Raw genomic sequence first — 12,283 nt, 5'->3', positions numbered from 1 at the left:
ATTTACAAATTAATAAGCTATTTCTGCAAACATCATTAACCTGCAAAGCGGATAAGCGAGAGAAAGAACTAAAAAACGAAATGAAGAATAAGCAAGTCTCCTTTATAATCATTCTGGTAATCATTGCATTCTTTATTGTGCTGCTGCTAAGAACCTCTTATATACATTATACCGGACAAAAAACACTTCAGGCTACCAGTCTGCTGAGAGATGTTAATAATGAGCAGATCTATAAACTGGACACCATTAACATGGGACTTCAGGAAGCCGAAAACAACTTTAGAATGTACACCTCCCTTTGGGATAAACAATATTTCATAAAGTATAGTAAAGGAATACAACGTGTTTCTGCCCTGCTGGAGAGCTTTTCCAAAGATGAAATGAAAGATGTTTCTACAGACATATCAAATGATCTGGCTAAAAGAAACAAACAGATTCTGCTTTACGCCAGCATTAAAAAGATGACGGATTCCCTGATGTCTGTCAACTTAAAAACAGATACTTCAAGAAATCCGATTCCGGCGATTGTATTTAAAAGATCTCCCAGACCAGTAGTTAAAAAGACTATCAGAACTGAGGTTATCGCCCCGGTGCCCGAAGTTAAAAAGACAAAATTCTTTCAACGTTTAAAAAGCGCGATCCTCAATAAAGGAGATAAAAAAGATACAGCTAAAACAAGTAAGATAGAAACTGTCACTGTCGAAGCTACTGAAAACGATAATGTTTACAGTAAAAAACAGATAGACGAAATCGAAAAATTCTACAAAAATATTTTTGAAAATCAGAGAGGAAACCATAAGCTGCTAGCTGAGAATGAGCGTTCTATTTTAAAGTTGAATGAACGGATTCTGGCTAATATCAAAGTCATGTTCAGTGAGTTCAGTGACAGGGAACGTCAGCTGCAGGAAAATAGAAGAGCTTCATTCAGAAGTCAGGCCCAGCACTCTTTAGAAGTTCTCGGTACTTCTGTAAAAATCAACTTCCTGATTAATGTATTCGCTATTGTAATCATTGTCTCCCTGCTGATTTCGTTATATATTGCTTACAATAAAATTGTACAGGCCAGCAAACTGGCTTCAGAACAGGTAATTGTTAAATCCAGATTTTTCACCAGTATAAGTCACGAAATGCGTACGCCCCTGAATGCAATTCTGGGCGCAACGGAACAGCTTAAAGCAACCCCGTTAAACACAGAACAGGAAGCTATGGCCAATTTACTGGAAACCTCTTCTTCTATGTTATTGTCTGCGGTAAACGAAATCCTCGACTTTTCACGTCTGGAAACCGGAAAACTATCGCTTTCGAAAACCCCTTTTCATTATAAGACTATTCTGCATGAAATCGTTGCTGCTACCGCTGTACTGGCAAATCAGAAGGGTCTGAAATTGATTCTGAATCAAAAAGACGCACCTGATTTACTGGTAACCGGAGATCCTTATCGTCTGAAACAGATCCTGGTCAACCTGATTGCCAATGCCATTAAATTCACCGACAAGGGCGAAGTGTTGGTAAAAGTAAATACAAAAAAGACCGAAGCCGGTCATATCCAGCTATATATAGAGGTTAGCGATACCGGAATTGGAATTTCAGAAAAAGAACTGCCGTTTATTTTTGATGAATTTTCGCAGGTCATGAACAACAAACGCATGGACTGGCAAAAAGGCTCCGGCCTGGGCTTACCTATCTGTAAAAAACTGGTAGATCTTCATCATGGTAAAATTACAGTAAACAGTACCCTGGGCAAAGGATCTACGTTTTATCTGGAATTACCTTACCCTATTACAGAACAGACACAGGAAGATTTAACAGAAACAGAAAGTCTGGTTTCACAGGCCGATCGTTTCAAAAATATCCATTTACTGGTCGTAGATGATGCAAATATGAATCTTCTGGTGATTAAAATGATATTCAATAAGCTTGATATTAGTTTTGATACGGCCACCAATGGCGAAGATGCTTTAAAGGCATTTGATCAAAAACATTACGATATGGTCCTGACTGACATTGAAATGCCAGGAATGGACGGAGTTGAACTGACCAAAAAAATCAGGGCACATCAGGATAGCAAAAAATGCGGAACACCGATTATAGCTATAACCGGCCAGATATCTCCGGAGTCTCATCAGAATTATATTTCTTCTGGTCTGAATGACTACCTGGTGAAACCCTATAAAGAGAAAGAACTGCTGGAAAAAATCCTCGATTATCTTCCTTAACTCTTTTTTCATCTTCTTTAACCTTTTTTCAATGGAACCAGGGTTCCTGAAACTTATACCGGCAATCAGCCGGTATAAGTTTCAGGTCGTGATTACCCGACTGCTGATCCGGAAGAAACTGAGCTTAAAATTGCTCAGCACCGACACGTATCATGGAGAGTTGTGACAGGTCACCCGAGGTTCGGGGTTGGTATAGGGTTGGTATACCCCCGGGGTATACCAACCCTATACCAACCCCGAACACTTACACTGTTTTGCATTATCAGCGGGGCATCCGGGTAGCGCAGCCCAATATCCAAACAACAAACTCATAATCAAACAGATACAAAAAACACAAAACTAACAATAGTCGAATTTTTCAAATTTCTCGTTGCAGAATGTCTCAGGGTTGGGCAATTATTCCTATAATTACGCTACCTATTATGAAAAACACAAAACAAAAAATCATTGACACCGCAATAGAAATCTTCAATGATGACTATTCCAGCACACTTGAAAAAGTGGCAGAGCGGTCTGAAGTTACCAGGAGAACACTTCACAGATATTTTACAGACAGAAGCGATTTGCTTAAAGCCTGCCAGCTCGAAATGCAGGAAAACTGCGGAACCAGTATTGCGAAAGCAATCAACAGCTCGGAAGATCCGCTGATGCAGTTAGAACAGGTTTTATACGCAGGTATAGACTGCGGATCAAAATACTCCTTTCTGCAAAAATTGTATCAGCAGCAGGATGATCTGTCTCAAAAGAAAGACGAGGGTTACGATGCGTACGATGACATTTTTAGTCAGACTATGTCCATCATTCTGGAGCTTCAGCAACAGAAAGTAATCAGTTCAAATCTCACACTTCCGTGGATCAGCCTATTTTTAAACGGTATCATCACGACCACAATCCTGTCTTCGACTACAGGATCAGTAGCCAGAAATGACATTAAAAATTTCGCCTGGTACTCTTTCAGTAAGGGAATTGGAATTGATCCCGGAAACAACTGATTAACATCCTGAATTTTAAACCGCAAATAATTAGTATACAATTATTTGCGGTTTAAATATTTTTTATCCTTAACTTAATATAACCAAATCAGTCTATCTTAAAAAGGAGGTTATATGAACATGGTTCAAAAAATTGAGCATTGGGGTGATGTCCATCATACCAAATGGCTCGACGTAGTCCGGATTGGACTCGGCTTATTGATTTTAGGTAAAGGTATTGCATTTATCAGTGATACCGGGGTCCAGCAGGAATGGATTATACAAAATAACACACTCGGATTTTCAGGATTAATGGCTTTTGTTGTATTACATACGGTAGCCTTTGCCCACTTGGTTGGTGGCTTGCTGATCCTGATTGGTCTGGTTACCCGTTTTGCTGCTGTGATCCAGATTCCCATACTCTTAGGGGCTATTTTCTTTGTCAATATTTCTAAAGGATTCTCTTTTTTAAATTCAGAATTGTGGTTATCGATTATCGTATTACTGCTGCTTGTGCTGTTCTGGGTAGTCGGTTCCGGCCCTTATTCTGTAGATAATTATATGAGGACACACCGTCCAAAACCATAAATAAAGCGTACTGTTAAACAGTACGCTTTATTTAATTTACCGGTTTATTGCCCATTCGTTTAACTGCAGATCAGGACTGCCATTGTTGGCGGTGCTAAAAAGACGGTAATATTTACAGGCCGCATGGTTAAAAAAACGTAAATCAGTCATACCCTGAAGCCCGCAGAATAACCGGCAACAAAAAAATCATGTTAACTTTATTATCGATCAGCTTTAAGGCCCCTTCCGGAGCGCCGGAACCAGCTGCGTTGTCAGCGCTTAGGTTCAGATTTATAGTTTTTGTTTATCTTTCCATTCAAAACCGGCATCACAACTTTATTAAAACGTTTTATTTAAATCGGCCAGCACATCCGGAACTGTATTAATACTTAAATCACCCGTTTTGTAATTAACTTATTATCAGACATTAAATAAATATATTCAATACTTTTAAGTTAAAAATAAATTTACAATAAAAACATATCATAACATATTTACTACAAACAACTTAACCTGCAAATCAACTGAACATGAAACTTAACAAACTTTAAAAACAACCTGAATAACCTATTTTAACCTTATTTTTACAGACAATAACGAACCAATTCTTTATATAATTTTTATGCAGGCAAATACCAGGAATAATGCCATATCCCTGCTTGATGATACCGAATTGGTTAATCAGATTAAACAACATAACAAACACGCTTTTGATGAACTTTATAACAGGTTTATCAAAACACTTACAGGTTATGGTCTGCGTTTAACAGATGACGTACAAATTATAGAAGACAGTCTTCATGATGTTTTTGTATGGATCTGGACAAACAGGGCCAAATTTGAGATCCGGTATTCCCTGAAAAGTTATCTGATCAAATCGGTAAGAACAACTATTATTCATAAACTAAAAACACAGCAAAAAAATGTACATACTGATTTTGCAGACAATGAGGAGGAGATATTAAATGATTTCTCTTTTTATAATTCCGTTGAAACTGAATTCATATCAAAAGAAAGCTATAAATCTACAGCGGTGAAAGTGCTGGCTATGCTGGAAACCCTTTCCCCTAAACAAAAAGAACTGATACATTTGCGTTATTATCAGGGAATGAGTTTTAAAGAGATCGCTTCATTATTAAATATCAGTATCAAAGGTTGTTATAAACTGATGGGCAGAGCGATAGACGGATTGCGGCAAAAACATCTGCTAATTTTATTTTTACTTTGGGTATATGGGGTAATTACTTCATGAAAAGCCTCTTATAAATTATAAACGATAAAAATGTCATACCAGGAATATACCACGGCTGATTTTGTTAATGACGAGAGCTTTACCTGCTACGTTAAAGCATCTGATGTGCAGGCAGTTTTATTCTGGGAAAAATGGATTCATGACCATCCATCTTGCCTGGAAAAAGTCAATGAAGCAAAAGAAATCATTGAGCTGCTTTCTTTAGGGAAAGATCCTTTAAAGGAACAGTTTTACGAGAGTCTTAAAAACAGAATAGAAAACACAATTGCCACGCAGCAAACAGCCTATCAGCCGGTTATTAAAAAAAGACTCTCTTTTTTCAGGATAGCAGCTATTATTACAGGCCTGGTTATTGGTGCGGGGCTGCTATTTTATGTCACAAAGAAGCCCGAAAATAATATTTTACTGACCATTTCAGCTCCTTACGGTCAGACAAAAACGCTTTTATTACCTGATAGTTCGACGGTAATCCTCAATGCAAACAGCTCGGTAAAGTATCCGGAAAAATGGGATAAGCAAAACAGAGAGGTCTGGTTAAGCGGTGAAGCTCATTTTCAGATCAGACATATTGAAGAGAAAAATCAATCGCCGGTTCCCTTTACGGTACATGCCAATCTCACAGATGTGAATGTTTTAGGCACCGTGTTTAATGTAGACAGCCATACGGACAGTACACAGGTTACCCTGATAAGCGGAAAAGTAGCATTAAGACTAAAAAATCAATCACTAACCCTGTCTCCGGGCGAATATGCCATTTGTAAAAAAGGAGAAACTGTTTACAGAAAAAAGGCTGATCATCTGGAAAGACTGACATCGTGGACAGACGGAAGATATGTATTCAAAAACACCTCACTATCAGTAGTATGCAATAAACTATCAGCATATTACGGCAAAAAATACATGATCAGGGACAAATCAATCACTGATAAAGAAATTTCCGGTACGCTGGAACTTAAAAATGAAGCTGTTTTAATTCAGACGCTGGCAGCCTTGCTGAATACTACAGTAAAAGAGAATGGCAAGGAAGTTTATATCGGGAATTAATCTGTACCTGGCAGGAATTATCCTGTTTACACTCCTTCATATTTTCAGTGAAGATACGTTTGGACAGCACCAGGTTGTAAATACTAATCAGACGCTGGGCAGTGAACTTGATTTTCTTTCCGGCAGGTATAAGGTTAGTTTTGTTTATGAATCCGGTTTAATCAGTGAAGTAAAGCTAACCGGGTATAAGCGTCCTCAACAGGCCGACCTGGATCTGACTCTAACCCGTTTATTAACTCCGTTAAATCTGTCTTTCAAACAGATTTCCGGCAGCCAGTATATCATCAAAGCCGGGGTCATCCAGAAAAAAAAGGAGCTAAAACCTGTAACACTGAGCCTGGAAGAGGTGGCAATTTTAGGTTCTCATGCCAGTATGCCACGCACTAAACTGCAAACTGCTTTACCTGTAGATATTTTCAATCAGCATACCATTGCACAGACCGGTCAGCTGGAACTGGCTCAGATGCTGCATTACAGTTCTTCCTCTTTCAATTCTTCCAAATATGGCATTAACAATGTAGCTTCTTATGCCGAGCAGTCAACTCTGCGCGGGCTTGGCCCTGATCAGCTTCTGGTACTGATTAATGGTAAAAGGAGACATAATATTGCTGTACTGAATCTGAACAATACGATTGGCAAAGGTACCGCAGGAACAGACTTAAGTGCCATTCCATCGGCCATGATTGAAAGAATAGAAATTTTAAGGGATGGCGCAGCAGCACAATACGGATCGGACGCTATCGCAGGTATTATTAATATTGTATTAAAAAAAGACAAGGGAGGTTTTTATACCACTCAGCTTGGCCAGACCTCCAAAGGAGATGGAACTTATACGCAGCATAGTTTAGGTTATGGTTTTCCACTGGCTACGGGCAAGGGATTTATAGATGTCTCGATGAATTATCAGTACGAGCAGACTACTAACCGCGCAAGAACTTATAACGGATTAGTTTACAGGGCAGTTAGTGATACCTCGGCACTGAGCTCTGTTGATTTTCCGGCACCGGCCGATAAAGTCAGTGAGAATAAACGCAGAGATGATTTACTGGTCAGCGAAAAGAGATTCAACCGTAACCAGGCCCGCTATGGTGATGCAGAAGTCAAAAATATAGCACTTTGGTTTAATATGGAAACGCCGGTAAATCCCAACTGGAAGTTTTATTCATTTGGGGGTTATTCCAGAAGAAGAGCAATAACCTTCGGATTTTATCGCTTTCCAAACTTCTATCCTGCCTCATCCGTACTTTTTCCGGAGGGTTATTTACCCGAATTTCCGGCAGTTTTATCAAATATATCCTTAGCTGCGGGTATAAAAAAAACCAGCCCAACGCAATGGAACATGGATTTCAGTGCTGTTTACGGTTTTAATCAGCTAAAGAGTGAAGCTGTCAATACCGTTAATGCTTCTATGAGTGCATCTTCTCCTTTAGCCTTTAAAGCCGGTGGTACAATTTTACAACAAGGGATTTTGAATCTTGATTTTTCAAAGAAACTGGCACCTGGAATAAATTTCGCTGCAGGGGCAGAATCCCGTCTGGAAAATTACCGGATTATTGCCGGAGATGAGTTTTCTTATCTGGATGCCAACCCGGCAGGAACTCCTCCTGCCCTGCTCAAATTACCAGGAACTAACGGAAGACCTGGCTTTCAGCCCGAAGAGAGGTTAACCAAATACCGGGCTAACCTGGGAGTATATGCCGAAGCAAATATTGATATACTGACCAGTACACTGCTTTCTGCCGCTGCAAGATATGAGCGTTACAGCGATTTTGGTGCAAACCTGTCGGGAAAAATTGCTGTCAGACATAAATTAAGCGATCAGCTCTCTGTCAGAAGCTCCATAAGCCGGAATTTCAGAGCTCCATCCTTACAACAGGTTTATTATGAACAGCAGCAATTCCAGTTCTTCCAGAAAAACGGCCAGTCTGGTGTTTATCTGGTACAGCATTTCCGTAATGACAGCCCTGTATTACAGCAACTTGGGGTACCTAAACTTAAACCAGAAACTTCTTTTAATCTGAGCGCCGGGATTGCCGGGAGCGTGAATTCATGGTTATCTTTTTCTGCAGACTTCTACTATATCCCTATCCGTAACCGGATTGTTGTTTCCGGAAGACTGGACAGCTCTGTTACCGCTTTGAAACCTGTACTGGCCAGTGCTGGCGTTACAGATATGCAGTTTTTCATTAATGCCTTAAATACTTATACCAAAGGACTTGAACTCACAGCCAATTACACGACCGTTACGGGCAGCCAACAGTCACTGACAATTAACGGAACTGCTTCTTTCAGTCAGACCAGGGTGAAGATGAGAATAGCGAATCTGCCACTTTCCGGTGGTGGAAATATCCCTGGCAGCAGTTTACTTCCGCGTATAGATATTGGTATTATTGAAAAAGCCCAGCCCAACAATAAAATGATCATTTCCTGTATATATCAGCTAAATGCTTTCAATTTCCTGCTGCGCAATACCTGGTTCGGACAGGTAGCTGCATGGGAAAATGATCCGGTCTTTGATCAGACTTTTGGGGATAAAGTAGTTACGGATTTGCAGTGTTCGTGGCAGCTGAACAAAAAACTGAGCTTTACTGCCGGCTGCAATAATCTCTTTAACATTTATCCTGATGAGATTAAGGAGATCAATGCCCTAAACACCAATTTATCTTTTGGCGGTCAGATTCCTTATAGCCGGACAGCTAACCAGTTCGGATTCAACGGGATGTCTTATTATACCAGCCTGCGTCTAAAATTTTAGCAAGCCTTGTTCCTGTAAAATTACCGGCAGCTGCTGTTTGGCTGTGCTGATTTTTGTTTTTTTTTTCAAAACCTGGGGTAAAAAAATTAGCTGTTCCCTCTTAGCTAATTACAAACCAAATATACTATATGAGATTTTATTATTACCTGCTAGGCTTAATGTCTTTGCTGCCTTCCATTGTCCTGGCACAGAACCAGCCTCCTGCTCCCGATCCGCTCAACATTTTCCTGAACAAAGAAAAAACCCGTTACATCAAATTTGGCGGGTATATGCAGATCTGGTTAAGAAATACACAATTAAATCCGGGCAGTAAGATCAACGATTCGCAGGTGAACTCCGTTACGGATGTTTCTTTGCGCAGGGTAAGATTAAAAGTTACTGCAATGCCGGTAGATAACCTGATGCTGGTACTTCAACTGGGACCAACCAACGTCAATAACCTGACAAAAACGGATACTTATGTGGATTTCCTGGATGGCTATGCCGATTATAAAATCAACAGTTATATTTCTGTTGGTGGCGGACGTTCATCCTGGACAGGTCTGTCACGTTATGCAACCGGTTATACTAAAACGCTGCTTTATGAAACGCCTTTAATCAATCTGGGAGACATTAACAAGACAGATATTACCCAGCGCAAACTCGGACTGTTTGTCAAAGGCGCTGTAGGAAAACTGGATTACCGCTTCGCCTATGCCACTCCTTATAATACAGGAGGAACAGCACCACTGGAAAATATTGCTGTTTTTAATACGAGAGTCATCAAACCCAACTGGTCAGGTTATATCAAATGGCAGTTCTTTGATAAAGAGAGTAATGTTATGGCCCAATCGCAGGGCGCTTATCTGGGTAAAAAGAAGGTCCTGAATATCGGTGCAGGTTTTGAAATCCAGAAGGATGCGCTCTGGCATAAAACCGCTGCTAAAGACACAGTTACAGATAATCTTAAACAATTTGCCGCTGATATTTTTTACGATACCCCACTGAATAAAGAAAAAGGGACTGCTTTTACTTTTTATGGGGTTTATCATCATCATGATTTTGGTCCGCGTTATACCCGGATACTGGCCATAGGTAATCCTGCCAATGGTGTAGATCCTGCCAAAGCCTCATTTAATGGATCTGGAAACGGATACCCTGTGATCGGAACCGGAAACAGTCTGAGTATGCAGACTGGTTTTCTGTTACCTTATTTTAATCAGCAAACAAAGGGTGCCCAGTTACTGCCTGCTATAGGTATACAATATTCAAAATTTGACAGGCTGGCCGATCCGATGATCACCTACGATGCCGGGGTCAGTCTGCTGCTCAAAGGGCATGCTTCAAAATTTGTCTTTAACGCCCAAAGCAGACCCATCTTTATGGCACAGCCAGATGGGAACATTACAGCTGTCAGCAGAAAAATGATGTATGTGCTGATGTATCACATCTCAATTGATTAATAAATATTATTTTTAAACCTTCAATATGGAAATCTCTTTAAACACATCAGTTAAAACGCAAAACAGAAGTTTGATGAAAAGATTATTTACTAATCTCACTTTCTGGGTTTTAATTGCAATTATAGCCGGCATAGTACTGGGAACTTTAAATCCGGCACTGGCAGTAAAAATGGAAATAGTTGGTAAGACCTTTGTGGATATTATCAAACTTTTTATCGCTCCGATTATCTTCCTGACCATTGTATTAGGTATCAGTGGCATGGGTGATCTGAAAAAAGTTGGACGTATTGGTGTCAAATCACTGCTCTATTTTGAGGTGGTCACTACCTTTGCGCTGGCCATCGGTATTTTTGTAGCCTATATTATCAGACCCGGACATATAGACCGCACTGGTCTGAATATACAGGACCCTTCAAAATATACCAAAGCAGCTGAATCAGGTGCTGGTTTTGACTGGGGAAAGTTTTTCCTGTCCAATCTGACCTTACAGGTACTGGTTGTAGCGATCATCGTTGGTATTGCACTTAATTTTTATTCCAGAAGACAAGCAGTTATTGGTGTTTTGGGTAAAGCCTCAAAGATCGTTTTCACAGGTTTGAAATACGTCATGTACCTGGCTCCGCTTGGCGCTTTTGGTGGTATGGCTTATACTATCGGTAAATTCGGTCTGCAAACGCTGATTCCGCTGGGTAAACTGATGGGTACGGTCTATCTGACTATGGCGCTGTTTGTATTTGTAATTCTCGGCTCTATCATGCGATATTTTAATTTAAGCATTGTTAGCTTTCTTAAATATATCAAAGAAGAACTGCTTCTTGTTTTGGGTACCTCATCATCCGAATCGGCCCTGCCTTCTATTATGAAAAAACTGGAGCAGCTGGGTTGCAGTAAATCTGTTGTCGGTCTGGTTATCCCTACGGGATATTCTTTCAATCTGGATGGAACATCTATCTATTTATCAATGGCTATTATCTTTTTAGCTCAATTGTATAATGTTCATTTAACATTTCCGGAAATGTTAAGTATTATCGGAATTTTAATGCTGACTTCCAAAGGGGCAGCCGGGGTTACAGGCAGCGGCTTTATTGTATTGGCTTCTACCCTTACCGCGATTCATAAAATCCCCGTAGAAGGGCTGGCATTCCTGTTAGGAGTAGACAAGTTTATGAGTGAAGCCCGTGCGATTACCAATATTATCGGAAACGGGGTGGCAACAATTGTGATTGCTAAAACTGAGAATGAATTTCATCCCGGCGAGGACAATGTACTTACGCTGAAAAAATAAGACTACCTGCCTTATTCAAAGAAGAAGCCGGTACATATTAAATGCACCGGCTTCTTTTATAAAGTCTGCTTACGCAAAGACTATATATAATTATTTATCGCTGTTTTTCTTTTCAGTTACTTCAGTGCGAATCTCCTGAGCAAGTGTTTTTAAATCTTGCATTGCTTTACGAACTCTGGTACCAGCAGCACCGTTACCAGCGTTATAAAACTTGTCTGCATCTGCCTCAACTCCGGCGATTAACTCTTTTAATTTTGCGAATTTTTCCATGATATTATGTTTATTAAATTTGATTTCTGGGTTTAAAGTTAATAATTGTTTGTTTTCTTCCAAATCAATAACGAACGATAATTGGGTTTTAATATGTCCATATCTTTATTTAAAACCATTTCTATGGGGTATTGTTAAAGATCCTGCAATTTAAAAGCTACAGGAGCCATGAAAAAAGAACCTAAACACCAAAAACATAAATTAACTGATTTACAGATAGTTAAAACAAATAACCCGCAAAAAAACAGCCTTCAGGCATATCATAGTGCTACCGAACACCAGGAAGGATCTGAACTCCCGGCCATCGAAAATTTAAATCAGCAGTAAGGATTAAAAGATGAGCTAGAGGGGGCCAAAAACAAGCATTCTGACAATACAATGACAAAAAACAAAGACTCATTGTATGATAAAAACAAGAAAACAGACCCTGGAGGAAGCCAGCGGGATGAGGATGAAGACGAAAAAGAGAAGATTATAAGCC

Annotated in this window: 10 protein-coding genes; 9 read left to right on the top strand and 1 reads right to left on the bottom strand. The window is 39.8% G+C overall.

What is annotated here, in order from left to right:
* Nucleotides 1–80 precede the first annotated feature (80 nt).
* The 8 genes from PL_RS23440 (at nucleotide 81) to PL_RS23405 (ending at nucleotide 11,532) form a co-directional block, all read left to right on the top strand.
* Nucleotides 81–2,216 carry an ATP-binding protein gene (locus PL_RS23440; protein WP_348620495.1) on the top strand — a complete coding sequence of 712 codons (2,136 nt, stop codon included), beginning with the start codon at nucleotides 81–83 and terminating at the stop codon, nucleotides 2,214–2,216.
* A gap of 422 nt (nucleotides 2,217–2,638) precedes the next feature.
* Nucleotides 2,639–3,208 carry a TetR/AcrR family transcriptional regulator gene (locus PL_RS23435; RefSeq protein ID WP_041886918.1) on the top strand — a complete coding sequence of 190 codons (570 nt, stop codon included), beginning with the start codon at nucleotides 2,639–2,641 and terminating at the stop codon, nucleotides 3,206–3,208.
* Between the two features lie 114 nt (nucleotides 3,209–3,322).
* The gene (locus PL_RS23430; protein WP_041886873.1) at nucleotides 3,323–3,775 is read left to right on the top strand and encodes a DoxX family protein; all 453 of its coding nucleotides are present in this window, start codon (nucleotides 3,323–3,325) and stop codon (nucleotides 3,773–3,775) included.
* Nucleotides 3,776–4,376: 601 nt separating this feature from the next.
* Entirely contained in the window at nucleotides 4,377–5,006 is a 630-nt protein-coding gene (locus PL_RS23425; RefSeq protein ID WP_041886874.1) for an RNA polymerase sigma factor, read from the top strand.
* A gap of 30 nt (nucleotides 5,007–5,036) precedes the next feature.
* Nucleotides 5,037–6,050 (top strand): FecR family protein, encoded by a 1,014-nt coding sequence (locus tag PL_RS23420; protein WP_041886877.1) that lies wholly within the window; start codon nucleotides 5,037–5,039, stop codon nucleotides 6,048–6,050.
* Nucleotides 6,022–8,805: a TonB-dependent receptor plug domain-containing protein gene (locus PL_RS23415; RefSeq protein ID WP_348620492.1), complete on the top strand. Its 2,784-nt coding sequence runs from the start codon at nucleotides 6,022–6,024 to the stop codon at nucleotides 8,803–8,805. The genes PL_RS23420 and PL_RS23415 overlap by 29 nt, the downstream gene beginning before the upstream one ends.
* A gap of 128 nt (nucleotides 8,806–8,933) precedes the next feature.
* A complete protein-coding gene (locus tag PL_RS23410; protein WP_152620399.1) occupies nucleotides 8,934–10,247 on the top strand; it encodes a hypothetical protein in 1,314 nt (437 codons plus the stop codon).
* Nucleotides 10,248–10,320: 73 nt separating this feature from the next.
* Complete coding sequence (locus PL_RS23405; protein ID WP_082036074.1) at nucleotides 10,321–11,532, top strand: cation:dicarboxylate symporter family transporter; 1,212 nt, start codon at nucleotides 10,321–10,323, stop codon at nucleotides 11,530–11,532.
* A 90-nt stretch (nucleotides 11,533–11,622) separates the two neighbouring features.
* Here PL_RS23405 and PL_RS23400 read toward each other — a convergent pair whose 3' ends face one another.
* Nucleotides 11,623–11,802 (bottom strand): hypothetical protein, encoded by a 180-nt coding sequence (locus tag PL_RS23400; RefSeq protein ID WP_041886923.1) that lies wholly within the window; start codon nucleotides 11,800–11,802, stop codon nucleotides 11,623–11,625.
* Nucleotides 11,803–11,970: 168 nt separating this feature from the next.
* Here PL_RS23400 and PL_RS23395 point away from each other — a divergent pair, with 168 nt between their 5' ends.
* Nucleotides 11,971–12,129, top strand: coding sequence for a hypothetical protein (locus PL_RS23395; RefSeq protein WP_160292166.1), 159 nt, complete (start codon nucleotides 11,971–11,973; stop codon nucleotides 12,127–12,129).
* The last annotated feature ends 154 nt before the right edge of the window (nucleotides 12,130–12,283 follow it).

Source organism: Pedobacter lusitanus, assembly GCF_040026395.1.
Lineage (GTDB): Bacteria > Bacteroidota > Bacteroidia > Sphingobacteriales > Sphingobacteriaceae > Pedobacter > Pedobacter lusitanus.
This window is presented reverse-complemented; position numbering and strand designations above follow the sequence as displayed.